The sequence below is a fragment of the Luteimonas sp. TWI596 genome (assembly GCF_039674105.1).
In the GTDB taxonomy this organism is placed as follows: Bacteria; Pseudomonadota; Gammaproteobacteria; order Xanthomonadales; family Xanthomonadaceae; genus Luteimonas.
Genome location: NZ_JBDJMU010000003.1, coordinates 1 through 23,410, shown reverse-complemented (window position 1 = coordinate 23,410; position 23,410 = coordinate 1). Strand labels below are relative to the sequence as shown.

35 protein-coding genes and 1 pseudogene are annotated in these 23,410 nt (G+C 66.4%); 3 read left to right on the top strand and 33 right to left on the bottom strand.

Annotation, left to right across the window (positions count from 1 at the left end; translation table 11 throughout):
* Window positions 1-9 precede the first annotated feature (9 nt).
* From ABE487_RS02860 to ABE487_RS02850, 3 genes are all read right to left on the bottom strand, one after another.
* Complete coding sequence (locus ABE487_RS02860; RefSeq protein ID WP_346451013.1) at window positions 10-1,209, bottom strand: aminotransferase class I/II-fold pyridoxal phosphate-dependent enzyme; 1,200 nt, start codon at window positions 1,207-1,209, stop codon at window positions 10-12.
* A gap of 145 nt (window positions 1,210-1,354) precedes the next feature.
* Window positions 1,355-2,137 (bottom strand): hypothetical protein, encoded by a 783-nt coding sequence (locus ABE487_RS02855; RefSeq protein WP_346451011.1) that lies wholly within the window; start codon window positions 2,135-2,137, stop codon window positions 1,355-1,357.
* A 50-nt stretch (window positions 2,138-2,187) separates the two neighbouring features.
* Window positions 2,188-2,682, bottom strand: coding sequence for a peptidylprolyl isomerase (locus tag ABE487_RS02850; protein WP_346443276.1), 495 nt, complete (start codon window positions 2,680-2,682; stop codon window positions 2,188-2,190).
* Window positions 2,683-2,835: 153 nt separating this feature from the next.
* On the opposite strand from ABE487_RS02850, the gene typA reads away from it, so the two are divergent.
* Genes typA through ABE487_RS02835 form a run of 3 tightly spaced genes read left to right on the top strand, consistent with a single transcriptional unit; the run spans window position 2,836 to window position 5,704 of the window.
* Window positions 2,836-4,665, top strand: coding sequence for a translational GTPase TypA (gene typA / locus ABE487_RS02845; RefSeq protein WP_346443278.1), 1,830 nt, complete (start codon window positions 2,836-2,838; stop codon window positions 4,663-4,665).
* Window positions 4,662-5,246: a 2'-5' RNA ligase family protein gene (locus ABE487_RS02840; protein WP_346443280.1), complete on the top strand. Its 585-nt coding sequence runs from the start codon at window positions 4,662-4,664 to the stop codon at window positions 5,244-5,246. Before typA ends, ABE487_RS02840 begins: the two co-directional genes overlap by 4 nt.
* The gene (locus ABE487_RS02835; RefSeq protein WP_346443282.1) at window positions 5,246-5,704 is read left to right on the top strand and encodes a DUF2127 domain-containing protein; all 459 of its coding nucleotides are present in this window, start codon (window positions 5,246-5,248) and stop codon (window positions 5,702-5,704) included. Before ABE487_RS02840 ends, ABE487_RS02835 begins: the two co-directional genes overlap by 1 nt.
* A gap of 643 nt (window positions 5,705-6,347) precedes the next feature.
* Here the strand turns inward: ABE487_RS02835 and ABE487_RS02830 are convergent.
* The 30 genes and pseudogenes from ABE487_RS02830 to ABE487_RS02685 form a co-directional block, all read right to left on the bottom strand.
* The gene (locus tag ABE487_RS02830; protein WP_346443283.1) at window positions 6,348-7,742 is read right to left on the bottom strand and encodes a 3-deoxy-7-phosphoheptulonate synthase class II; all 1,395 of its coding nucleotides are present in this window, start codon (window positions 7,740-7,742) and stop codon (window positions 6,348-6,350) included.
* A 48-nt stretch (window positions 7,743-7,790) separates the two neighbouring features.
* Window positions 7,791-8,315: a disulfide bond formation protein B gene (locus ABE487_RS02825; protein ID WP_346451009.1), complete on the bottom strand. Its 525-nt coding sequence runs from the start codon at window positions 8,313-8,315 to the stop codon at window positions 7,791-7,793.
* A 175-nt stretch (window positions 8,316-8,490) separates the two neighbouring features.
* Window positions 8,491-8,868 (bottom strand): 50S ribosomal protein L17, encoded by a 378-nt coding sequence (gene rplQ / locus ABE487_RS02820; RefSeq protein WP_183426241.1) that lies wholly within the window; start codon window positions 8,866-8,868, stop codon window positions 8,491-8,493.
* Window positions 8,869-9,053: 185 nt separating this feature from the next.
* A complete protein-coding gene (rpoA, locus tag ABE487_RS02815; RefSeq protein ID WP_047137621.1) occupies window positions 9,054-10,052 on the bottom strand; it encodes a DNA-directed RNA polymerase subunit alpha in 999 nt (332 codons plus the stop codon).
* A gap of 55 nt (window positions 10,053-10,107) precedes the next feature.
* Window positions 10,108-10,740, bottom strand: coding sequence for a 30S ribosomal protein S4 (rpsD, locus tag ABE487_RS02810; RefSeq protein ID WP_183426242.1), 633 nt, complete (start codon window positions 10,738-10,740; stop codon window positions 10,108-10,110).
* 15 nt (window positions 10,741-10,755) lie between these two features.
* Entirely contained in the window at window positions 10,756-11,148 is a 393-nt protein-coding gene (rpsK, locus tag ABE487_RS02805; RefSeq protein ID WP_047137623.1) for a 30S ribosomal protein S11, read from the bottom strand.
* Window positions 11,149-11,160: 12 nt separating this feature from the next.
* Window positions 11,161-11,517, bottom strand: coding sequence for a 30S ribosomal protein S13 (gene rpsM, locus ABE487_RS02800; protein WP_346443288.1), 357 nt, complete (start codon window positions 11,515-11,517; stop codon window positions 11,161-11,163).
* A gap of 477 nt (window positions 11,518-11,994) precedes the next feature.
* Window positions 11,995-13,344, bottom strand: coding sequence for a preprotein translocase subunit SecY (gene secY, locus ABE487_RS02795; protein WP_241945554.1), 1,350 nt, complete (start codon window positions 13,342-13,344; stop codon window positions 11,995-11,997).
* A gap of 6 nt (window positions 13,345-13,350) precedes the next feature.
* Window positions 13,351-13,785 (bottom strand): 50S ribosomal protein L15, encoded by a 435-nt coding sequence (gene rplO / locus ABE487_RS02790; protein ID WP_346451007.1) that lies wholly within the window; start codon window positions 13,783-13,785, stop codon window positions 13,351-13,353.
* 4 nt (window positions 13,786-13,789) lie between these two features.
* Entirely contained in the window at window positions 13,790-13,987 is a 198-nt protein-coding gene (rpmD, locus tag ABE487_RS02785) for a 50S ribosomal protein L30 (protein WP_346443290.1), read from the bottom strand.
* A complete protein-coding gene (gene rpsE / locus ABE487_RS02780) occupies window positions 13,980-14,519 on the bottom strand; it encodes a 30S ribosomal protein S5 (protein ID WP_346443292.1) in 540 nt (179 codons plus the stop codon). Before rpsE ends, rpmD begins: the two co-directional genes overlap by 8 nt.
* Window positions 14,520-14,684: 165 nt before the next feature.
* Entirely contained in the window at window positions 14,685-15,041 is a 357-nt protein-coding gene (gene rplR / locus ABE487_RS02775; protein WP_183426247.1) for a 50S ribosomal protein L18, read from the bottom strand.
* A gap of 134 nt (window positions 15,042-15,175) precedes the next feature.
* The gene (gene rplF, locus ABE487_RS02770; RefSeq protein ID WP_183426248.1) at window positions 15,176-15,703 is read right to left on the bottom strand and encodes a 50S ribosomal protein L6; all 528 of its coding nucleotides are present in this window, start codon (window positions 15,701-15,703) and stop codon (window positions 15,176-15,178) included.
* A gap of 15 nt (window positions 15,704-15,718) precedes the next feature.
* A complete protein-coding gene (gene rpsH / locus ABE487_RS02765) occupies window positions 15,719-16,114 on the bottom strand; it encodes a 30S ribosomal protein S8 (RefSeq protein ID WP_183426249.1) in 396 nt (131 codons plus the stop codon).
* A gap of 144 nt (window positions 16,115-16,258) precedes the next feature.
* The gene (gene rpsN, locus ABE487_RS02760; RefSeq protein WP_346443294.1) at window positions 16,259-16,564 is read right to left on the bottom strand and encodes a 30S ribosomal protein S14; all 306 of its coding nucleotides are present in this window, start codon (window positions 16,562-16,564) and stop codon (window positions 16,259-16,261) included.
* Window positions 16,565-16,573: 9 nt separating this feature from the next.
* Window positions 16,574-17,116, bottom strand: coding sequence for a 50S ribosomal protein L5 (gene rplE, locus ABE487_RS02755; RefSeq protein WP_047137632.1), 543 nt, complete (start codon window positions 17,114-17,116; stop codon window positions 16,574-16,576).
* 11 nt (window positions 17,117-17,127) lie between these two features.
* Window positions 17,128-17,445: a 50S ribosomal protein L24 gene (rplX, locus tag ABE487_RS02750; RefSeq protein WP_047137633.1), complete on the bottom strand. Its 318-nt coding sequence runs from the start codon at window positions 17,443-17,445 to the stop codon at window positions 17,128-17,130.
* 17 nt (window positions 17,446-17,462) lie between these two features.
* A complete protein-coding gene (rplN, locus tag ABE487_RS02745; RefSeq protein WP_047137634.1) occupies window positions 17,463-17,831 on the bottom strand; it encodes a 50S ribosomal protein L14 in 369 nt (122 codons plus the stop codon).
* Between the two features lie 13 nt (window positions 17,832-17,844).
* The gene (rpsQ, locus tag ABE487_RS02740) at window positions 17,845-18,105 is read right to left on the bottom strand and encodes a 30S ribosomal protein S17 (RefSeq protein WP_047137635.1); all 261 of its coding nucleotides are present in this window, start codon (window positions 18,103-18,105) and stop codon (window positions 17,845-17,847) included.
* Between the two features lie 10 nt (window positions 18,106-18,115).
* Window positions 18,116-18,304, bottom strand: a complete 189-nt coding sequence (rpmC, locus tag ABE487_RS02735; protein WP_047137636.1) for a 50S ribosomal protein L29 — start codon at window positions 18,302-18,304, stop codon at window positions 18,116-18,118.
* Entirely contained in the window at window positions 18,304-18,717 is a 414-nt protein-coding gene (gene rplP / locus ABE487_RS02730) for a 50S ribosomal protein L16 (RefSeq protein WP_183426251.1), read from the bottom strand. The genes rpmC and rplP overlap by 1 nt, the downstream gene beginning before the upstream one ends.
* A gap of 2 nt (window positions 18,718-18,719) precedes the next feature.
* Complete coding sequence (gene rpsC / locus ABE487_RS02725; protein WP_047137638.1) at window positions 18,720-19,457, bottom strand: 30S ribosomal protein S3; 738 nt, start codon at window positions 19,455-19,457, stop codon at window positions 18,720-18,722.
* Window positions 19,458-19,850: a 50S ribosomal protein L22 gene (gene rplV / locus ABE487_RS02720; protein ID WP_047137639.1), complete on the bottom strand. Its 393-nt coding sequence runs from the start codon at window positions 19,848-19,850 to the stop codon at window positions 19,458-19,460. It abuts the gene before it with no gap.
* 10 nt (window positions 19,851-19,860) lie between these two features.
* Window positions 19,861-20,133 (bottom strand): 30S ribosomal protein S19, encoded by a 273-nt coding sequence (gene rpsS, locus ABE487_RS02715; RefSeq protein WP_047137640.1) that lies wholly within the window; start codon window positions 20,131-20,133, stop codon window positions 19,861-19,863.
* 6 nt (window positions 20,134-20,139) lie between these two features.
* Window positions 20,140-20,967: a 50S ribosomal protein L2 gene (gene rplB / locus ABE487_RS02710; RefSeq protein WP_047137641.1), complete on the bottom strand. Its 828-nt coding sequence runs from the start codon at window positions 20,965-20,967 to the stop codon at window positions 20,140-20,142.
* A gap of 10 nt (window positions 20,968-20,977) precedes the next feature.
* Window positions 20,978-21,277 (bottom strand): 50S ribosomal protein L23, encoded by a 300-nt coding sequence (rplW, locus tag ABE487_RS02705; protein ID WP_183426252.1) that lies wholly within the window; start codon window positions 21,275-21,277, stop codon window positions 20,978-20,980.
* Window positions 21,274-21,879: a 50S ribosomal protein L4 gene (rplD, locus tag ABE487_RS02700; RefSeq protein WP_346443300.1), complete on the bottom strand. Its 606-nt coding sequence runs from the start codon at window positions 21,877-21,879 to the stop codon at window positions 21,274-21,276. The genes rplW and rplD overlap by 4 nt, the downstream gene beginning before the upstream one ends.
* An 11-nt stretch (window positions 21,880-21,890) precedes the next feature.
* Window positions 21,891-22,544, bottom strand: a complete 654-nt coding sequence (rplC, locus tag ABE487_RS02695) for a 50S ribosomal protein L3 (RefSeq protein ID WP_241945547.1) — start codon at window positions 22,542-22,544, stop codon at window positions 21,891-21,893.
* Between the two features lie 11 nt (window positions 22,545-22,555).
* On the bottom strand, window positions 22,556-22,867 hold the full coding sequence (rpsJ, locus tag ABE487_RS02690) for a 30S ribosomal protein S10 (RefSeq protein WP_047137645.1): 312 nt from the start codon (window positions 22,865-22,867) through the stop codon (window positions 22,556-22,558).
* Window positions 22,868-23,301: 434 nt separating this feature from the next.
* Window positions 23,302-23,410: pseudogene (locus ABE487_RS02685) on the bottom strand (elongation factor Tu); the annotation flags it as partial.

The following is a 23,410-nucleotide window of genomic DNA, read 5'->3' as shown; positions in this document are numbered from 1 at the left end:
GCCGTCGGCTCAGGTCAATTCCGCGAAGAACTCGCGGATGCGGGTCAGCCCGGGCACCAGTTGCGCCTCCGGGCAGGTATAGCTGATACGCAACGCCCGCGGCTCGCCGAAGGCCGAGCCGGGCACGCAGGCCACGCCCTTGGCCTGGAGCAGCGCATTGCACAGGTCGACATCGTTCTCGATGCGCAGGCCGTCATGCGACTTGCCGAACGCGACACTGACATCGGGAAACACGTAGAACGCCCCGGCAGGCTTGGGGCATACGACGCCCGGAATCTGCGCCAGCGCGGCCATCACCACGTCGCGGCGCGCCTGGAATTCGGCGCACTTGGCCGTCGGCACATCCTGAGGGCCGGACAGCGCGGCGACCGCGGCCGCGGTCACGACCTCCGGCACGTTGGTGATGTGGTTGGAGTTCATCGTCGCAAAGGCGGTCGCCACGCGCTCGGGGCCGGCCAGCAGGCCGACGCGCCAGCCCGGCATGCCGTAGGTCTTGGACAACGAATCGACGAAGATCGTGCGCTCGCGCAACTCGGGACGGGCCTGCACGAAGTGGTGATAGCCGATACCGTCGAACACCATCGCGTTGTAGATGTCGTCGGTGACGATCCAGGTGTCGGGATGGCGTGCGAGCACGTCCGCCAGCGCGGCGATCTCGGCCTGGCTGTAGACCAAGCCGGTCGGATTGGATGGGTTGTTGAACAGGAAGACCTTGGGCCGCTGCGCCAGCGCGGCGTCGAGCTGGGCCGGGGTCAGCTTGTAGTCCTGCTCCGGCGGGCACGGCAGCAGCCGGATATCGGCGCCGACGATCTGCGCGATGTCGAGATAGGTCGTCCAGTACGGCGTGGCGAACGCGAAACCATCGCCTTCGTCCAGCAGCACTTCGGCCAGCGTGTAGAGGATGTGCTTGGCGCCGATGCCGCTGGCGCAATGGGCGCGCGTATAGCCCGGCAGGCCGATCCGGTCGAGGTGGCCGATGAAGGCGTCGAGCAGCGCATCGCCGCCGCGGTTGCTGCCGTACTGGCCGCTGTCGCGGTCGAGCGCGTCGCGCGCGGCGGCGTAGACGTGCGGGCCGGGCAGGAAGTTCGGCACGCCGATCGAGAAACTGATGATGTCCCGTCCCTCGGCCTTCAGACGCTTGGCCTTCTCGGCGACCTGCATGATGGCGCTGGGCTTGGCGCGACCGGTGCGCGCAGCGAGCTGGAGCATCGCACAACCTCGTTCGGGGAGGGCTGGCCGGCGGCTGGAGAGCGGTTTTTCCGGCGCGAAATGGTATCACGGCGCCCCGTCCCGGCCGCGCCACGTCGCCGCCCTGACCACGGCGCGCGGGCGTCGGGAGGGAGACTGTTGGCGCCTACAGGTAGTCCAGCACGTCGCCCAGGTCGTAGTTCTCGTCGAAGTAGGCCTGCCACGTCGCATAGACCTCGCGCAGGCAGGCCGGCGTGGTGCAAGCGTCGAGTTGCTGGACCACCACCGCCGCGGTGCGGTCGCCGTCGGGGTAGCGCGCCGACAGTTCGACCAGTTGCGCATGCAGGTTGCGGTCGAGCGCGGCGAATTCGTCGTGGTTGCAAACGAGCGTCGCGCGCAGGCTGCCCTGGGCGGGGTCGGTCTCGCAGGCCACCGCCGGCACCTGGTCGGCCTGCGAGACGGCGAGCGTGATCTCCTGGCGATCGCGCGGGGTGAGGCGACGCACGAAGCCCAGCTCCTCGGCCTGCCCCTGCGCCCAGGTCAGGCGCAGCGTGAAGCCGTCGCCGGCGGCCGGATCGCGCACTTTGCGCAGTGTGGCGGTCTCGCTGGGCCCGGATGCGCGCGCGATGTGGAAGGCCAGTGTCTGATTGTCGAGATCCACGTCCTCGACCGTGCCGTCGAGCCAGGCACCGTCGCGCAGGATCCGCAGGCCGGAGCCCGCCTGGTACTCGATGGCGTAGACCGTCTGCGCATCATCGCCCTGCGCACTGCCGGTACGCCAGATGCCCTCCAGGCTCTGCTCGAAGGCCGGGTCCTGAGGCTGCGGCGCCACCGGAGACCCGGTGGACGGGGCCAGTTGCGCGCCGTCGGACGGGCGGTCGCATGCGACCAGGCCCAGCAGCAGGGCCGGCAGCAGCGCGAGGGATCGCAGGCGGACAGACGATGTCATGGCGTCCCTCGCAGCAGGCAGGCCGGCGATGCGCCGGCCTGCCGATTGCATCACGCCGCGAGGGTCTTGTTCCACTCCGCGACGCGATCGGCCTTGGCGGCCAGCGCGGCCTCGGCGTCGCCTTCGATCTTCACCGACTTGATGACGTCGCCCTGCTTGATCGCGTCCACCACGTCCAGGCCCTGGGTCACCTTGCCGAACACGGTGTGCTTGCCGTCCAGCCAGTCGGTCTTGATGTGGGTGATGAAGAACTGGCTGCCGTTGGTGTTGGGCCCGGCATTGGCCATCGACAGCACGCCGCGTTCATGCTTGACGCCGTTGTTCGTTTCATCTTCGAAACGATACCCCGGACCGCCGCGGCCCGAACCCTCGGGGCAGCCGCCCTGGACCATGAAATCGGCGATGACGCGGTGGAAGTTCAGCCCGTCGTAGAAGCCGCGCTTGGCCAGGTTGACGAAGTTGGCGACGGTCAGCGGGGCCTTGTCGGCGAACAGCTCGACCTGGATCTGGCCACGGTCGGTATCGAATACGGCGTGCAGGGACATCGGGAATCCTGGGTTGGGGTGGTCCGACAGGCTGGATGCGGCCCCAATGGCCGATTTCAAGCCGCCTGTCGCGCGCGGCGCGCGACAAGGTATGATAGCCGGCTTCCTCCACTGCCCTAGCGCGCCAGGTCCAAGCCAGGTGCGGCCTTGCCCATGTCTCTCGAACGCCTGCGCAACATCGCCATCGTCGCCCACGTCGACCACGGCAAGACCACCCTCGTCGACCAGCTGCTCAAGCAATCGGGCACCCTGTCCGAACGCACCGTGCTCGCCGAGCGCGTGATGGACAGCAACGACCAGGAAAAGGAGCGTGGCATCACGATCCTGGCCAAGAACACCGCCATCAACTGGCAGGGCAACCGCATCAACATCGTCGACACCCCCGGGCACGCCGATTTCGGCGGCGAGGTCGAGCGCGTGCTGTCGATGGTCGACTCGGTGCTGATCCTGGTCGACGCGATGGACGGGCCGATGCCGCAGACGCGCTTCGTGACCCAGAAGGCGTTCGCGATGGGCTTCAAGCCGATCGTCGTCGTCAACAAGATCGACCGCCCCGGCGCGCGCCCCGACTGGGTCATCGACCAGGTGTTCGACCTGTTCGACAAGCTCGGCGCGACCAACGAGCAGCTCGACTTCCCGATCGTCTACGCCTCGGCGCTGCACGGCTACGCCAGCCTGGACGACAGCGTCCGCTCGGGCGACATGACCCCGCTCTACGAGGCGATCATGCAGCACGTGCCGGCCCCCGATGTCGACATCGACGGCGCGTTCCAGATGCGCATCAGTCAGCTCGACTACAACAACTTCGTGGGCCTGATCGGCATCGGCCGCATCCAACGCGGCAAGCTGAAGAAGAACATGCCGGTGAGCGTCGTCGACCGCGAAGGCAAGAAGCGCCAGGGCAAGGTCGTGCAGGTGCTGGGCTTCCTGGGCCTGGAGCGCGTGGAGGTCGAGGAGGCGCAGGCCGGCGACATCGTCGCGATCGCCGGCGTGCAGGACCTGTCGATCTCCGACACCGTCTGCGCGCTCGACACCCCCGAGGCGCTGCCGGCGCTGACCGTCGACGAACCGACGATTTCGATGACCTTCCAGGTCAACAACTCGCCGTTCGCCGGCAGCAAGGAGCATAGCGGCGGCAAGTTCATCACCAGCCGCCAGATCCGCGAGCGCCTGGAGCGCGAAACGCTGCACAACGTCGCGCTGAAGGTCGAGGAGACCGCCGACGCCGACAAGTTCCTGGTCTCGGGCCGCGGCGAATTGCACCTGTCGGTGCTGATCGAGAACATGCGCCGCGAAGGCTACGAGCTGGCCGTGTCGCGCCCGGAAGTGATCATCAAGGAGATCGACGGCCAGCTGATGGAGCCGGTCGAGCAGCTCGTGGTGGACATCGAGGAGCAGCACCAGGGCGGCGTGATGGAAAAGCTCGGCACTCGCAAGGCCCAGCTCAAGAACATGGAGCCCGACGGCAAGGGCCGCGTGCGCCTGGACTACATGATCCCGGCGCGCGGCCTGATCGGTTTCCAGAACGAGTTCAAGACCCTGACCCAGGGCTCGGGCCTGCTGTTCCACGTCTTCGACCACTACGGCCCGAAGGAGACCGGCCCGATCGCCAAGCGCAACAACGGTGTGATGATCGCCAATGCGCCGGGCATGACGCCGGCCTACTCGCTCGGCCCGCTGGAAGAACGCGGCCGGCTGTTCGCGGCCGAAGGCGACAATGTCTACGAGGGCCAGTTGGTCGGCATCCACTCCAAGGACAACGACCTGACGGTCAACGTCATCAAGGGCAAGCCGCTGACCAACGTCCGCGCCTCGGGCAAGGACGACGCGATCAAGCTGACCCCGGCGCTGAAGTACTCGCTCGAGCAGGCTCTGGATTTCATCGAGGACGACGAGCTGGTCGAAGTCACCCCGAAGGAAATCCGGCTGCGCAAGAAGCTGCTGACCGAGAGCGACCGCAAGCGCGCCTCCCGCGCCGCGTGAGCCAGGCGCTGTTCCCGGGGTGGCGGCCCGGCGCCGGCGGTCGGGCGGCGCTCGCGACGCTGTCGCAACGCCTGCAGGAGGCGCGCCCATCGGGCGCGCCTTCTTTGCAACTGCGGCGCGCCGACCAGTGGCATGCCACGCTCTGCTTCATCGGCCACGACGTAGGCCATCTTGCGACGCCGGCACTGCTGGACGCGTTCGCAGCTGCCGCAGCCCGCATCCCGCCGCACACGCTCACCCTCCAGCGGCTCGTCTACTGGCGCCAGTCCGGCGCCGTCGTGGCCTTGCCGCACCGCTGCTTGGCCGTGCAGGCGCTGTGCGATGCGACGCGTGATGCGATCCGCCGCTGCGGCATCACGCCGGCGCAGGTGACGACCCAGCCGCACGTGACGATGGCCTATCTGCCGAAGGGACTCGACGCGCAGCCCTGGCTCGACGCCGTAGACTGCGACATCGGCTCGTTGACGGTCGACACCTTCGAACTGCTGTTCAATCCCGGCGGTCGCTACGAAGCGCTCGGCGGCTGGCCGCTGACCGGCGCCTCCCTGCCCCCGCCGCCTCGCCAGGACGCGCTGTTTTGATGGCCGACGACATCACACCTCCCCACAACGGCCTGCGTGCGATCGCCCTGTTCGAGGCCGGCAAGGGCACCATCGCCCTGGTCATCGCCGCCGGCCTCGCGGCGATCGGGCCCGACGCGCTGCAGCACCAGGTCGAACGCGTGCTCGCGCGCTTCGGCGCGGATGCCGATCGCTTCGGCATGGATCTGCTCGATGCAATCACACCGCAGACACTGCATATCGCGATTGCCGTCGCTTTGATCTACGCGGCCATGCGCCTGCTCGAAGGCTGGGGCCTGTGGTGGCACCGCGCCTGGGCGTCGTGGCTGGGCGTCATCGGCGCCGCCGCGTATCTGCCGTTCGAGATCTACGCGCTCTGGCACCACCCCGACTGGATGACCTGGGGCGTGTTCCTGCTCAATCTGCTGATCGTGCTTGTACTGGCGCGCGATCTGTACCGGCGACGCGCGGGCGGCTGAAGCAACCTCGCAGCGCGGACTGATTGCTGCGGCCGCGTCTCGCACTCGACTTCGGAAACAGCGTTGCGCCGGCCGGGGGTTACTCCTCGGCTCGGCAGCCATCCATGGCTGACTCGCCGCCGCGGGCCATCCATGGCCCGCTCTGCGCAACCCCCAGCCGGCACAACGCACTGCGGCTCGGGGATCATCCCTTCTTTCAAGCAAGCAATGCGCTCGTTCTTGACGAAAGCACGATCTGAAAGCCGTCGGCAGCGGACTGGCGGCCGGTGGTCGCGCCGAGCGCGCCATGGATGGCGCGCGCCCGAGTCAAGGCAGGGTGAGTGGGGATTACTTGCGCGGCACTGCCGCGCGCCCGCACGAACGCACGGCGCGCTGCGCCGGGCCGGGCCGCAAAGCGGCCTTGACCGAGGGAAAAACGGCTTCCGGCCGGCAGGCCGATGCCCGTCCAGAGCCGAGCCTGCTGGTCGGCAGTTGCCGCGAGTGTCTACGACTTCGTCGAAGTCGAATCCGATTTCTCGTCATTGAGCACGCCCCCTCAGGGCGACTGACGATGACGCCCGAGGTGCTCTTCGGACGGCAACCGCCTCTCCTTTAGGGATGCCGCTCTACGCGGATACTGCACTCACGCAGCCGCCAACGCAGCTCACCCCACCGCGCGGCCGACCTGCGCGCGCTTGCGCACGATCAGCATCGCCGTCTCCAACGCCTGCTCGTAGTTGAGTCTCGGATCGACCTGGCTCTTGTAGGCGCGCTCCAGATCGATCTCGGTCAGCGCACGCGCACCGCCCATGCACTCGGTGACGTCCTCGCCGGTCAACTCCAGGTGCACGCCGCCCAAGCGGGTGCCGGCCGCGGCGTGCAGATCGAACGCCTGCTCGATCTCGCTGCGGATGTTGTCGAACCGCCGGGTCTTGAAGCCGTTGCGGGTCGACTCGGTATTGCCGTGCATCGGGTCGCAGATCCACAGCACGCGGCGGCCGGAGCGCTGGACCGCGTCCAGCAACGCCGGCAAGCGCTCGGCGATCTTGGTCGCGCCCATGCGGTGGATCAGGCTCAGACGCCCCGGCTCGTCGTCGGGATTGAGCAGGTCGATCAAGCGCAACAGCTCGTCCGGGGTCGAGGTCGGGCCGACCTTGACCCCGATCGGATTGCGCAAACCGCGGAAGTACTCGACGTGCGCGCCGTCGAGCGCTGCGGTGCGCACGCCGATCCACGGAAAATGCGTGCTGAGATTGAACCAGCCCCGCTGGCGCGGGACCTGGCGCGTCTGCGCCTCCTCGTAGGGCAGCAGCAGCGCTTCGTGCGAGGTGTAGAAATCGACGCGCTTGAGCGTGTGCACCTGGGTACCGGCCAGCGTTTCCATGAAACGCACCGCATCGCCCAGCCCCGAGACCATGCGCTGGTACTCCTCGGCCAGCGGCGAATGCCCCACCCAATCCAGCCCCCAGTACTCGGGGTGATGCAGGTCGGCGAAACCGCCGTCGATCAACGAGCGAACGAAGTTCATCGTCATCGCCGAGCGCGCATGCGCCTTGATCATGCGGCGCGGATCGGGCGTGCGCGCCTGCGCAGTGAATGCCGGCGCGTTGACCACGTCGCCGCGATAGCTCGGCAGGGCGACGCCATCGCGCACCTCGGTATCGGCCGAGCGCGGTTTGGCGTACTGGCCCGCGAACCGCCCGACCCGCACCACCGGCAGACGCATCCCGTGCACGAGCACCAGACTCATCTGCAGCAGCACCTTCAGGCGGTTGGAGATGATCTCCGAGGTGCAGTCGCCGAAGTGCTCGGCGCAATCGCCCCCCTGCAGCACGAAGCGCTGGCCGTCCTGCGCTTCGGCCAACTGCTGCTTCAGGCTCAGGATCTCCCAGGAGGTCACCAGCGGTGGCAACGCCCGCAGTTCGGCCTGCACTTCGCCCAGCGCCTCGGCATCGGGATAAACGGGCAGCTGCGCAGCGGGACGGCTGCGCCAGCTTTCGGGGGCCCATTCGTCGGGCAGGGTCACAGGGCGCAGGCTGCGTTCGGCGGAAGCGGGCATGGGAACATCCTCGTGCGAGCGCACATCATCGCAGTTTGCTGCGCCGCGTCAATTTCGGCCGCGCGCATGGGCGCCGCGGCGCGGGCGCCATGCGGCATACACCGCGACCGCACCCAGCAATACGAACCACAGCAGGCTCCAGGCGGGCATCGACAGACCGAGGAGCGTCCAGTCGATCGTGCCGCAATCGCCGCTGCCGGTCAGCACTTTCTGGATCAGTGTCGGCGTGTCCATGGTCTGGCGCATGAAGGCGAACGGCGCACCGCAGGTCACGAAGCCCGGCGGATGCATCTGCAGCCAGACATGGCGCCCGGCGATGCCGATACCGACCGCGGCCGCCGCCAGGCCCAGCAGGCCGTAGATGCGGCGTCCGCCCTGCCCCTTGGGCGCATGCGCCCCGGCGACCAGCAGCACCAGGCCCAGCGCCGCGAACGCGATGCGCTGGAAGATGCACAACGGACACGGCTGCAATCCCCACTGCAGCTGCGAGTAGATCGCAAAGCCGATCAGCGCAAAGCAGGCGACACCGCCGGCGAGCATCAGGGTGCGGAACGACCAGCGCAGTGGATTCATGGAGATGGGCCAGGAAGGGACGTCGGCGATTATCTCGCCGCAGCGGCGAAAGCCAAAGGCCTGCTGCGCAAAGCGACGGGCCGTCGCCGCGCGAGCGCGCCCAAAACGCAGAAAACCCCGGCATGGCCGGGGCTTTCCAAACGGCAAGGACCGGGCGATGCCCGATCGGCCAGCCTTACTCGGCGGCGTCGGCCTGCGGGCGATCGACCAGCTCGACGTAGGCCATCGGCGCGTTGTCGCCGGCGCGGAAGCCCGCCTTCAGGATGCGCAGGTAGCCACCCGGACGCGACTGGTAGCGCGGGCCAAGGGTCGTGAACAGGGTGCCGACCGCTTCCTTGTCGCGCAGACGCGCGAACGCGAGGCGGCGATTGGCGACGCCGTCGACCTTGGCCAGCGTGATCAGCGGCTCTGCAACGCGACGCAGTTCCTTGGCCTTGGGCAGCGTGGTCTTGATCAGCTCGTTCTTGATCAGCGAGGCGGCCATGTTGCGGAACATCGCTTCGCGATGGGCGCTGGTGCGGTTGAACTTGCGACCGGCTTTCTGGTGGCGCATGGGATGGATCCTTCAGTGAATGTTGGGTCGTTGGACATCGTTGTCGCCATCCTGGCGTTGTGACTTGGACTGCGGATGGTCCGAAGCCGGCAATCCGTCACCGGCGATCGCCGCGGGCCTCGAAGCCCGTCTGGCGATGTGCGAAAAGGCGCGTCCTTCGAGGACGCGCCTTTTCGCGTGTTGCATCAGCCAAGCATGCCGTGGCTGGAGACGCCGGCCGGCGGCCAGTTCTCGAGCTTCATGCCCAGGGCCAGGCCGCGCTGCGCGAGCACTTCCTTGATCTCGGTGAGCGACTTCTTGCCCAGGTTCGGCGTCTTGAGCAGCTCGACCTCGGTCTTCTGGATCAGGTCGCCGATGTAGTAGATGCTCTCGGCCTTGAGGCAGTTGGCCGAACGCACCGTCAGCTCCAGATCGTCGATCGGGCGCAGCAGGATCGGATCGACGCCCGGGGTCTGCGGCTTGGCGGCACCGCGGTCGCGGTGCGTGAAGTCGCCGAACACCGACAGCTGCTCGGTGAGGATGTCGGCGGCGGTGCGCACGGCTTCCTCGGCATCGATCGTGCCGTTGGTCTCGATGTCGATGACCAGCTTGTCGAGGTCGGTGCGCTGCTCGACGCGGGCGGCCTCGACCTCATAGGCGACGCGGCGGACCGGCGAGAACGACGCATCGAGCATCAGGCGACCGATCGCGCGGGTCTCCTCGTCGGGACGACGACGGGCGGCGGCCGGCTGGTAGCCGAAACCGCGCTCGATCTTCAGGCGCATGTTGATCGACGCATCCTTGGTCAGATGGCAGATCACGTGCTCGCCGTTGAGGATCTCGACGTTGTGGTCGGTCTTGATGTCGGCGGCGGTCACCACACCCGGGCCCGACTTCGACAGCGACAGCGTCGCGCTCTCGCCGGTGCCCATGCGGATCGCGACGTCCTTCAGGTTCAACAGGACTTCGAGCACGTCCTCCTGCAGGCCCTCGATGGTGCTGTACTCGTGCAGCACGCCGTCGATCTCGACTTCGGTGATCGCGAAGCCCGGAATCGACGACAGCAGCACGCGACGCAGGGCGTTGCCCAGCGTGTGCCCGTAACCGCGCTCCAGCGGCTCGATCACGACCTTTGCACGGTTGCCGGCAAGGCGTTCGATCTGCGGGCCACGGGGACGCAGTACCTGGTTGGCGGTAGCCGTCATGTTTGTGTGTCTCCTGGAGACCGTCCGCGCCGGGGGGCGCGGAGGCCTGAATGAATTACTTCGAGTACAGCTCGACGATCAGCGCTTCGTTGATGTCTGCCGGCAGGTCGCCACGGTCCGGCACGGCCTTGAACACGCCGCTGAACTTCTTCGAGTCGACCTCGACCCACGACGGCGACAGGTCCATCGACGAGGACACCGTCAGTGCTTCCTGGACGCGGAGCTGCTTCTGGGCCTTCTCCGACAGCGCGATCGCGTCGCCGGCCTTGACCTGGTACGACGGCAGATTGACCGGCTGGCCGTTGACCGTGACGCCGCGGTGCGACACCAGCTGGCGCGCGGCCGGGCGGGTGACCGCGAAGCCCATGCGGTAGACGACATTGTCCAGGCGGGTCTCGAGGAGCTGCAGCAGGTTTTCACCCGTGTTGCCCTTCTTGGTCGAGGCCTTCTTGTAGTAGTTGCGGAACTGACGCTCCAGCAGGCCATAGATGCGCTTGACCTTCTGCTTCTCGCGCAGCTGGGTGGCGTAGTCGGACAGCTTGCCGCGACGGGTGTTGCCGGCGCCGTGCTGGCCGGGCTTCTGCTCGAGCTTGCACTTGGAATCCAACGCACGCGTCGGGCTCTTGAGCGACAGGTCGGCGCCTTCGCGGCGCGCGAGCTTACAGGTAGGACCGATATAACGAGCCATTTCTTGATCGCTCCTTTAGACGCGACGCTTCTTCGGCGGACGGCACCCGTTGTGCGGGATTGGCGTCACGTCGATGATGTTGATGATCTTGTAGCCCACGTTGTTGAGCGAACGCACGGCCGACTCACGACCCGGACCCGGGCCCTTGATGCGAACTTCCAGCGACTTGACGCCGTAGTCGAGCGCGGCCTTACCGGCCTTCTCGGCAGCCACCTGGGCTGCGAACGGGGTCGACTTGCGCGAACCGCGGAAGCCGGCACCGCCGGAGGTCGCCCACGAGAGCGCGTTGCCCTGGCGGTCGGTGATCGTGACGATCGTGTTGTTGAACGAAGCGTGGACATGCGCGATGCCGTCAGTGACGACGCGCTTGATCTTCTTCTTGGTCTTGGTTGCGGAGGGCTTGGCCATGAATAGGATTCCTTACTTCTTGATGGCCTTGCGCGGACCCTTGCGGGTACGGGCATTGGTCCGGGTGCGCTGGCCGCGCAGCGGCAGGCCGCGACGATGGCGCAGGCCGCGGTAGCACGACAGGTCCATCAGACGCTTGATCGCGATACCGATCTCACGACGCAGATCGCCCTCGACCACGTACTTGCCGACCTCGGCGCGCAGGCGCTCGACTTCCGGCTCCGACAGGTCGCGGATCTTGGTGGTGGCCTCGACGCCCGCGGATTCGCAGACCTTCTTCGACCGGGTACGGCCGATGCCGTAGATGCTCTGAAGCCCGACCCAGACATGCTTCTGGGCAGGCAGGTTCACGCCTGCAATACGCGCCATGCGCGGATCTCCAACTGTTGGGGCTGCCGGGGGTTCAATCCCGACAAAAGGGAACATGAAATGATAGCAAGGCCTCGGACCTTCTTGAAGTCGCGCCCCGACACAGCGGCTCGACCCGGCATGGGGAGTGTGCCCATGCTCCGGCGACGGTACCGGGGCGGCAACCGGGGACGACTCCCCGAACTGCCCCGCGCGCTACTCTGGCGTGCGGATCACCCTGCACCACTCGCGCCCGAGACCGCCGCGCGAGTCGCCCATCCTGGGTCCCGGCGCGTGTGTCCGGAACCCGTGCCCCGCCCTGCCGGGCGAGACGTGCGATGCCGGGGAGAGTCCCGGACCGCGAAGAATCTGTGCCAGCGCACGAAGCGCCGGCGGCAGCCAAGTAGCATACCACCAACCGGCGCCCACCGCACGCAGGCGGCGGGGCCGGGGTCCCATGCCGCCCCAGCCTGCGGGGCGACACCGGACTTCCAGACCTCAACGGGGGCGCGAGCCACCCTTGAGGTTGGCCTTCTTGAGCAGGCTTTCGTACTGGTGCGACATCAGATGCGACTGGACCTGGGCGATGAAATCCATCACCACGACCACGACGATCAGCAGCGACGTCCCGCCGAAGTGGAACGAACTGCCGAACTCGGCGCGCATGAACTCCGGCAGCAGACAGACCAGCACCAGATAGGCCGCGCCGACCGCGGTCAAACGGGTCAACACGCCGTCGATGTAGTCGGCCGTCGCCTTGCCCGGTCGGATCCCGGGAATCAACGCACCGGACTTCTTCAGGTTGTCGGCCGTTTCCTGCGAGTTGAACACCAGCGCGGTATAGAAGAACGCGAAACCGGCGATCAGGCCGCCGAACAGCAGCACGTACAACGGCTCGCCGGGCGACATCGCCTGCGCCAGGCGCTGCAGCCAGGTCGCCGAGCCCGCCTCGCCGAACCAGGTCGAAACCGTCGCCGGGAACATGATGATCGAGGAGGCGAAGATCGCCGGGATCACGCCCGCCATGTTCAGCTTGAGCGGCAGGAACGAGGTCTGGTTCATATACGCGTTGCGACCGCCCTGGCGGCGCGCGTAGTTGACCGTGATCCGGCGCTGGCCACGCTCGACGAACACCACGAAGAACGTCGCCGCCAGCACGACCGCCACCAGCAGGATCGCCGCGATCGGGCTCATGTCGCCATTGCGCAGCGACTCGATCGTGCCGAACACCGCACCCGGCAGGCCGGCAACGATGCCCGCGAAGATGATCAGCGACACGCCGTTGCCGATACCGCGCTCGGTGACCTGCTCGCCCAGCCAGACCAGGAACATGGTGCCGGCGGTGAGCGCGACGATCGCGGTCAGCACAAAGCCCATGCCCGGGGAGTAGACGACCGGGATGCCGTTGTTGGCGCCCGAGCTCTGCAACGCCACCGCAATACCCGCCGACTGGAAGATCGCCAGCGGGATTGCGCCGATGCGCGACCACTGGGTGATGCGGCGACGGCCCGACTCGCCTTCCTTCTGGATGGCCTTCAGGCTCGGCACCACCTGCACCAGCAGCTGCATGACGATGGACGCGGAGATGTACGGGATCACGTTCAGCGCGAACAGGCTGAAGCGCGACAGCGCACCACCGGAGAACATGTTGAACATGTCCACGATCGTGCCTTCCTGCTGCTCCATCAGCTGCAGCATGGCCTCGGGATTGACGCCCGGGACCGGGATGAAGCACCCGATGCGATAGACGATCAGGGCCCCGAGCACGAACAGCAGGCGCTGGCGGAGCTCGGTGAACTTACCGAGCCCGGCGCCAACCCCGCCCATTGCGCTGCCGCTCCGCGACATCGGCGATTACTCCTCGACCTTGCCGCCGGCCGCTTCGATCGCCGCACGGGCGCCAGCGGTGGCCAGCAGGCCCTTGAAGGTCAGCGCCTTGCCGATCTCGCCGTTCTTGACGATCTTGGCGCGCTTGGCGGTCGCCGACACCAGCTTGGCGGCACGCAGCGCGGCGAAATCGACCGTACCTTCGAGCTTTTCGAGCTGGTACAGGAAGACCTCGGCGGTGTCGTTCTTCAGGCGCGAACGGAAGCCGACCTTCGGCAGGCGCTTGCGCAGCGGCATCTGGCCGCCTTCGAAGCCGGCCTTGATCTTGCCCTTGCCCGAACGCGCGAACGAACCCTTGTGGCCGCGGCCGGCGGTCTTGCCGAGGCCCGAGCCGATACCGCGACCGACGCGGGTGCGCTCGGTGCGGGCGCCCGGTGCGGGCTTGAGAGTGTTGAGCTTCATGTGATTACTCCTCGACCCGAACCAGATAGTGGACCTTGTTGATCAGGCCACGGACCTGCGGGCTGTCCTTCAGTTCGCGCACGTCGTTGAGCTTGCTCAGGCCCAGCGCCTTGACCGACAGACGGTGCTTGGCCTGCGAGCCGCGCAGACCCTTCACCAGGCGCACCTTGACGGTGCCGCCAGCGGCTTCGTTCTTAGCCATGGGTGATGTCCTCCAGCTTCTTGCCGCGCTTGGCCGCGATCTGCGCCGGCGAATGCATCTCCGACAGGCCGCGGATCGTCGCGCGCACCAGGTTGATCGGATTGCGCGAACCCACCGCCTTGGCCAGCACGTCCTTCACGCCGACCGCCTCGAGCACGGCGCGCATCGCGCCACCGGCGATCACGCCGGTACCCTCGGAGGCAGGCTGCATGAACACGTTCGCCGCACCGTGGCGCGACTTGACCGTGTGCCACAGCGTGCTGCCGTTGAGATCGACCGACTTCTGGTTCTTGCGGGCCTGCTCCATCGACTTCTGGATCGCGACCGGCACTTCGCGCGCCTTGCCGTAGCCAAAACCGACCTTGCCGTTGCCGTCGCCGACGACCGTCAACGCGGTGAACGTGAACTGGCGACCGCCCTTGACGGTCTTGCTGACGCGGTTGACCGTGATCAGCTTCTCGATCATGCCGTCGTCGAGCTCTTCGCGGTCGCGATTACGGTCGCGCCCGCGGTTATCCCTTTCGTTTGCCATCTTGGATGCCTGTATTGGAGAAATGATGTACGGCTTAGGCCGCTTGGCGTTGTGGTCTGGTGCGGTGGAACGCGGACGCGGCACAGAAGGCCGCGGGCGTCCGACACATCGCGTGCCGGCGCGTCAGGCGACGCCGCGCATCAGGCGCGGCGCCGACAGCTTGGATCAGAACTGCAGGCCGCCCTCGCGCGCAGCATCGGCCAGCGCCTTGATGCGACCGTGGTAGCGGTAGCCCGAACGATCGAACGCGACGCGCTCGATGCCCGCAGCCTTGGCCTTCTCGGCGATGGCGCGGCCGACCTTGGCTGCGGCGTCGGCGTTCTTGCCGTTCTTCAGACCCTCGCGGACATCGCTCTGGGTCGTGCTGGCCGAAGCCAGGACCTTCGAGCCGTCCGAATTGAACAGCTGGGCGTAGATGTGCTGGCCGGTGCGCAGCACCGACAGGCGCGGCACGCCCAGTTCGCGGATGCGCGCACGGGTCGACTTGGCGCGACGCAGGCGGGCGGTGTTCTTGATGCTCATGATGGTGACCTCGTGGAAGCGGATCGGCCTGGACACAGAAGTCGGGCTTGGGGCGTGGGAAAACGCGGCGGGGCAGGCGCGCACCTGACGGTGCCTGGCGTGCAGCCGGATTTTCCCATCCCGATTCCCGGCCTTTACGCCTTCTTGGCTTCCTTACGGATGATGGTTTCGTCGGAGTACTTCACACCCTTGCCCTTGTAGGGCTCCGGCGGACGGAATCCGCGGATCTTCGCCGCGACCTGGCCGACCATCTGCTTGTCCGCGCCCTGGACCAGGATCTCGGTCTGGGTGGGGGTGCTGAGGGTGATGCCTTCGGGCGCCTGGAACACGACCGGATGCGAGAACCCGAGCGAGAGGTTCAGGTCCTTGCCCTGGACCGCGGCACGGTAACCGACGCCGACGAGCTCGAGCTTGCGCTCGAAACCTTCGGACACGCCGTGGACCATGTTGGCGACGATCGCGCGCAGGGTCCCGGTCAGGGCGATCTGCGACGGGTCGGCGGCCGACAGCAGCGCAGTGCCGTCTTCGACCTTGACCTCGATGGACGCCGGCTTGGCGAGCGACAGTGTGCCCTTCGGGCCCTTGACGCTGACCAGCTCGGGCTGGATGTTGAGTTCGACGCCCTTGGGCAGGGCGATGGGCTTCTTGGCGACGCGGGACATTGTGCGCTTACTCCCTTAGGCCACGAAGCACAGGACTTCACCGCCGACGCCCTGCTGGCGCGCCTGCGCATCGGTCATGATGCCCTTCGAGGTGGAGATGATGGCGATGCCGAGCCCGTTGAGGACCTTGGGCAGCGCATCCTTGCCGCGGTACTGACGCAGGCCCGAACGCGAGAAGCGCTGCAGGCGCTCGATCACCGGGCGGCCTTCGTAGTACTTGAGGACGATCTCGAGCTCGGCCTTGGCGCCGTTCTCGGTCACGCGGAAATCGCCGATATACCCCTCGTCCTTGAGGACGGTGGCAATGGCGACCTTGATCTTGGACGACGGCATCTTCACCGTCTGCTTGCCGACCGCTGCCGCATTCTTGATGCGGACCAGCATGTCGGCGATGGGATCAGTCATGCTCATGATGATTACCTTCTGAGTGCACCGATATCCGCTTTCGCGAATTCTAGTTTTGAACCGACCGGTGGCCCGGCCGGGGTACAGCGTGAGGGGCGGTATTGTACAGGCCCGGCGCCGGAACGCCAGACCCGTACCCCTCCCGCTCGATTACCAGCTGGCCTTGCGCAGGCCCGGCACGTCGCCGCGCATCGTGGCTTCGCGCAGCTTGTTGCGGCCCAGGCCGAACTTGCTGTACACGCCACGCGGGCGGCCCGTGAGGGCGCAACGGTTGACCTGGCGCGAGGGCGAGGAGTCGCGCGGCAGCTTCTGCAGCTTGGTCGCGGCCTCGATCTTCTCCTCGTAGCTCGCGGTCTGGCTGCTGATGATCTTCTTCAGCGCCGCACGCTTCTCGGCATGCTGCTTGGCCAGCTTGGTCCGCTTGACCTCGCGGTTGACCATGGACGTCTTTGCCATGTGCTTTCCTCAGTTGCGGAACGGGAAGCGGAAGGCTTCGAGCAGTGCCTTGGCTTCTTCGTTGGTGCGTGCGGTGGTGGTGATGGCGATATCCATGCCGCGGATCGCGTCGACCTGGTCGAAGTCGATTTCCGGGAAGATGATCTGTTCCTTCACGCCCATGTTGTAGTTGCCGCGGCCGTCGAACGAACGGCCCGACACGCCACGGAAGTCGCGCACGCGCGGCAGCGAGACGTTCACCAGACGGTCGAGGAACTCGTACATCCGGTTGCGGCGCAGCGTGACCTTGCAGCCGATCGGCCAGCCGTCGCGGATCTTGAACGAGGCGACCGACACGCGCGACTTGGTCACCAGCGGCTTCTGGCCGCTGATCTTGGCCATGTCGGCAGTGGCGTTCTCGAGGATCTTCTTGTTCGCGGCCGCCTCGCCCACGCCCATGTTGAGCGTGATCTTGGTCAGGCGCGGGACCTGCATGATGTTGTCGTAACCGAACTGCTCCATGAGCTTCGGCACCACTTCATCTTTGTAGAACTGTTCCAGACGGGTCGTCATTTTGAGCATCCTCAGGCGTCGAGCGCCTCACCGCTCGAGCGGAACACGCGCAGCGTGCGTCCATCCTCGAGCTTCTTGGTTCCGATGCGCTCGCCCTTGCCGGTGGCAGGGTTGAACGGCATCACGTTCGAAGCGTGGATCGGAGCTTCGCGCTCGATCACGCCACCGGCCTGGCCGGCTTGCGGATTGGGCTTGGTGTGACGCTTGACGAGGTTGACGTTGGAGACGACGACCTTGTCGCCGACCACGCGCACCACATCGCCGCGCTTGCCCTTGTCCTTGCCGGCGATCACGATGACGTGGTCGCCCTTCTTGATTCGATTGGCCATGTTCGTGTTCTCTCCGCTCAGAGCACTTCGGGAGCGAGCGACACGATCTTCATGAACTTCTCGGAACGAAGCTCACGGGTCACGGGCCCGAAGATGCGGGTGCCGATCGGCTCCTGCTTGTTGTTGAGCAACACCGCGGCGTTGCCATCGAAGCGGATCAGCGAACCGTCGGGACGGCGCACACCCTTGCGGGTACGCACCACGACGGCGTCGTAGACTTCGCCCTTCTTGACCTTGCCGCGCGGAATCGCTTCCTTCACGGACACCTTGATGATGTCGCCGATCGCGGCGTAGCGGCGCTTGGAGCCGCCGAGCACCTTGATGCACATCACTTCCTTGGCACCGCTGTTGTCGGCCACATCGAGGTGGCTCTGCATCTGGATCATTTCGAGCTCCTCGTTATTCGGCCGCGCGCGCGACGATTTCCGTCACACGCCAGTTCTTGGTCTTGGACATCGGCGCGATCTCGACGACCTTCACCAGATCGCCTTCCTGGCAGGCGTTCTCGGCGTCGTGGGCGTGGAGCTTGGTCGAACGCTTGATGTACTTGCCGTACAGGGCGTGCTTGACCTGACGCTCGACCAGCACCGTGACGGTCTTGTCCATCTTGTTGCTGACCACGCGGCCCTGGACCGTGCGCTGCTTCTTCTCGGTATTCATGGTCGGGTCCTTACTTCTTCTGGCCGATCAGGGTGTTGACGCGCGCAATCTCGCGGCGCACCCGACGGGCTTCGTGCGTCTTGGTCAGCTGACCGGTCGCCTTCTGCATGCGGAGCGAGAAACGCTCCTTGTGCAGCTCGAGCAGATGCGACTGCAGCTCTTCTGCCGACTTCTCGCGGAGTTCCTTGGTCGTAGCCATCAGCGCACCGTCCGGGTCACGAATTGGGTGGTGACCGAAAGCTTGGCGGCAGCCAGGCGGAACGCTTCGCGTGCCACCGTCTCCTCGACGCCCTCGATCTCGTAGATCATGCGGCCGGGCTGGATCTGGGCGACCCAGTACTCCACGCCGCCCTTGCCCGAGCCCATTCGGACTTCGATCGGCTTCTTGGTGATCGGCTTGTCCGGGAACACGCGGATCCACATCTTGCCGCCGCGCTTGACGTGACGGCTGATGGTCCGGCGACCGGCTTCGATCTGACGCGCGGTCAGCTGGCCGGTCGCGGTGGCCCGCAGGCCGTACTCGCCGAAGCTGACGGCGTTGCCGCTCCACGACAGGCCTTCGTTACGGCCCTTGTGCATCTTGCGGTATTTGGTTCGCTTGGGTTGCAGCATGATTAGTCCCTCGCCTCGCGTTCACGACGCGGACCACGGCGCTCGCGGTCTCCGCGGTCACCACGCTCGCCGCGCGGCGTGTCGTCCTGCTTCTCCTGGCCGACCTGGGAGAAATCGAAGATCTCGCCCTTGTAGATCCAGGTCTTGATGCCGATGATCCCGTAGGTCGTCTTGGCCTCGGCGAAGCCGTAGTCGACGTCGGCGCGCAGCGTGTGCAGCGGCACGCGACCTTCGCGGTACCACTCCGAACGTGCGATCTCGGCGCCGTTGAGGCGGCCGGCGACGTTGACCTTGATGCCCAGCGCACCCAGGCGCATCGCATTGCCGACCGCACGCTTCATCGCGCGACGGAACATGATGCGGCGCTCGAGCTGCTGCGCGATCGACTCGGCGACCAGCTGCGCGTCGAGCTCCGGCTTGCGGACCTCGGTCACGTTGATGTGCGCCGGAACGCCCATCATCTGGCTCACGTCCTTGCGCAGCTTCTCGATGTCCTCGCCGCGCTTGCCGATCACCACGCCCGGACGGGCGGTGTGGATCGTCACGCGCGCGGTCTTGGCCGGACGCTCGATCAGGATCTTGCTGATGCCGGCCTGCGCCAGGCGCTTGCGCAGCATCTCGCGGACCTTCAGGTCGGCGGCCAGGTACTCGGCGTATTCCTTCTTGCCGGCGTACCACTTGGAGTTCCAGTCCTTGGCGATGCCCAGGCGGATACCGGTGGGATGAACTTTATGACCCATTTACTTGCCCTCTCCCACGACGACGGTGATGTGGCTGGTGCGCTTGAGGATGCGGGTACCGCGTCCCTTTGCGCGCGCCATGAAGCGCTTCAGCGTCGGACCTTCGTCGACCGTGATGGTGGCGATCTTCAGCTCGTCGACATCGGCGCCGGCATTGTTCTCGGCGTTGGCGATGGCCGACTCGACGACCTTCTTGATCAGGTGCGCGGCCTTCTTGTCCGAGAACTTCAGCAGGCCGACGGCGCGCTCGACCGGCAGACCGCGGACCTGGTCGGCGACCAGGCGGGCCTTCTGGGGCGAGATGCGCGCGGTCCGCAGGATCGCGGTGCGCTTGTTGACCTCGGTGCGAGCGCGCTTCTGCTCTTCGAGGCGGGCTTTCGTTGCCTTGTCCATTGTGCGCTCCTTACCTGCCCGACTTCTTGTCGCCGCCGTGACCCTTGAACGTCCGGGTCAGGGCGAACTCGCCGAGCTTGTGGCCAACCATGTTCTCGTTGACGAGCACCGGAATGTGGTTCTTGCCGTTGTGGATGGCGATCGTGAAGCCGACCATTTCCGGCAGGACCATCGAGCGGCGCGACCAGGTCTTGATCGGCTTCTTGGTGTTGGTGCCGGCGGCCTCGACCTTCTTGATGAGGTGGTGGTCGACGAACGGACCCTTCTTGAGTGAACGTGCCATGGTCTATCAGCTCCTACGGTCGCGCACGATGAACTGCTGCGTCCGCTTGTTATGGCGGGTCTTGTAACCCTTGGTCGGCACGCCCCACGGGGTGACCGGGTGCGGGTTGCCTTGTCCGGCGCGGGCCTCACCACCGCCGTGCGGATGGTCGACCGGGTTCATCGCCGCACCGCGGACGGTGGGCTTGACGCCGCGCCAGCGCTTGGCGCCGGCCTTGCCGAGCTTCTCGAGGCTGTGCTCGTCGTTGCTGACCTCGCCGATCGTGGCGCGGCACTCCGACGGCACCCGACGCACTTCGCCCGAACGCAGGCGCACCGTCGCGTAGACGCCCTCACGGGCGATCAGCTGGACGGCAGCACCGGCGGCACGCGCGATCTGCGCGCCCTTGCCGGGCTTCATCTCGATGCAGTGGATCGTCGAGCCGACCGGGATGTTGCGCAGCGGCAGCGTGTTGCCGGTCTTGATCGGCGCGTCGGAACCCGCGATCACCTGATCGCCGGCCTTCAGGCCCTTGGGGGCGATGATGTAGCGGCGCTCACCGTCGACGTACACCAGCAGCGCGATGTGCGCGGTGCGGTTGGGGTCGTACTCGATGCGCTCCACGCGCGCCGGAATGCCTTCCTTGTCGCGCTTGAAGTCAACGATGCGGTAGTGCTGCTTGTGACCGCCGCCGATGTGGCGGGTGGTGATCCGGCCGTGGTGGTTGCGACCACCCGACTTGCTCTTCTTCTCGACCAGCGCGGCGTGCGGCGCACCCTTGTGCAGCTCGGGGTGCACGACGCGGACCGCGGAGCGGCGACCGGCGGACGTGGGCTTGAATTTCATCAATGGCATCGGGGCTTCCTCAGACCTTCGCGTTCATGACGTCGATCGACTGGCCATCGGCCAGCTTCACGTAGGCCTTGCGCCAGTCGCCGCGGCTGCCCTGGCGCTGACGGAAGGACTTGTTCTTGCCCTTCACGTTGACGACGTTGACCGCCTCGACCTTGACGTCGAACAGCTTCTCGACCGCGGCCTTGATGTCGGCCTTGGTGGCGACCGTCGACACTTCGAACGCGTACTGGTTGGACAGTTCCTGCAGGCGCGCGGTCTTCTCGGACACGCGCGGCGCACGGATCACTTCATAGAGCTTGGCGTCGTTCATGCCAGCCACTCCTCGATCTTCTTCACCGCATCGGTGGTGATCAGCACGGAATCGGCGCCGACCAGCGCGACCGGATCCAGGCCCTGCACGTCGCGGATCTCGACGTACGGCAGGTTGCGTGCCGACAGGTACAGGTGCTCGGACGCGTCTTCGGTCACGATCAGCGGACGCTTGCCCAGGTCGAATTCCTTGAGCTTGGCGATCATGCCGCTGGTCTTGGTCTCGGTCAGGTCGAACGTCTCGACGATCGTCAGACGGCCTTGACGGTTGAGCTCGGACAGGATCGCCGACATCGCCGCGCGGTACATCTTGCGGTTGACCTTCTGCTCGAAGCTGCGCGGCTTGGCCGCGAAGGTCACGCCACCGCCGACGAAGATCGGAGCGGTCAGGGCGCCGTGACGTGCACCGCCGCCCTTCTGCTTCTTCGACTTCTTGGTCGTGCCGCTGACTTCCGAACGGGTCTTCTGGGCCTTGGTGCCGGCGCGGCCGGCGTTGCGATAGGCGACGACGACCTGGTGAACCAGATCCTCGCTGAAATCGCGGCCGAACACGGCGTCGGAGACCGACAGCTTGCTGCTGCTGTTGTTGATTGCGAGTTCCATCGTGCTACTCCTTATGCCTTGCTCGACGGACGCACGATCACGTCGCCGCCCGGCGCGCCCGGCACGGCGCCCTTGACCGCGATCAGGCCGCGCTCGGCGTCGACCTTGACGATCTGCAGGCGCTGCGTCGTCTGGACGTCGGCACCCATGTGGCCCGACATCTTCTTGCCCGGGAACACGCGGCCCGGCGTCTGGCGCTGGCCCAGCGAACCGGGCTGGCGGTGCGACAGCGAGTTACCGTGCGTGGCGTCGCCCATCTTGAAGTTCCAGCGCTTGATCGTGCCCTGGAAGCCCTTGCCCTTGGTGACGCCCTGGACGTCGACGAGCTGGCCCACTTCGAAGATGTCGGCGCGGATCTCGCCGCCGACGCTGAAGTCGGCGATCTTGTCGTCGGCCACGCGCAGCTCCCACAGGCCACGGCCGGCTTCGACCTTCGCCTTGGCGAGGTGACCGGTTTCGGGCTTGTTGACCAGCACGGCACGCTTGCTGCCGGCGGTGACCTGCACGGCGCTGTAGCCGTCGGTCTCGGGGGTCTTCACCTGGGTGATACGGTTGGGGGTGGCTTCGATCAGCGTCACCGGTACGGACTTGCCGTCTTCGGTGAACACGCGGCTCATGCCGGCCTTACGGCCGACGATGCCCAACGAATGAATCTTCGCGGTCATGGTGGCGGCCCTCAGGTCAGCTTGATCTGGACGTCGACGCCAGCCGCGAGCTCGAGCTTCATCAGCGCGTCCACGGTCTTGTCGTTGGGGTCGACGATATCGAGCACGCGCTTGTGCGTGCGGGTCTCGTACTGGTCACGCGCATCCTTGTCGACGTGCGGCGACGTGAGGATGGTGTAACGCTCGATCTTGGTCGGCAGCGGGATGGGGCCGCGCACCTGGGCGCCTGTCCGCTTCGCGGTTTCGACGATCTCGCTGGCCGAACGGTCGATCAGACGATGATCGAACGCCTTGAGGCGGATCCGGATCTTTTGGTCCGTCATGACGGAAATATCCTTCGTTAAAAGAGCGACGGGCCCGCGGCTGGGTGCGCGGAACCCCTGTGAAATCGTGGCTGACCGGAGCATTCACCCGCGCCCCGGGGCCTTTCCCTGGAAAAACGAAAGGCAGATCGGTCGCCCGATCCGCCCAGACCTGGAATTGCAGACGCAATAACCCGCTCCATCCCATCGTGCTCCGAAGACCTTCGGAACGGGTGGAGCGCAGCCTCGCGACATTTCCGTGTCTGGCGAAGACGAGGGCATCCTGCACCTCATTTCGCAATGTCGCGGGCTGGCGTGGATCAGCCAACCCGCGAGGGTCTTGCATTCTAGCGGGTACCGCAGGGCCGGCGCAAGCCCCTGCCCTGCGAAAACCGGAACGGACCGGAGGACCGGTCCGCTCGCTTGCGTCCAAGCCCAACGCGTGGGCTATCGGCTTACTTGATGATCTTGGCCACGACACCGGCGCCGACGGTCCGGCCGCCTTCGCGGATCGCGAAGCGCAGGCCTTCGTCCATCGCCACCGGGTTGATCAGCGTGACCACC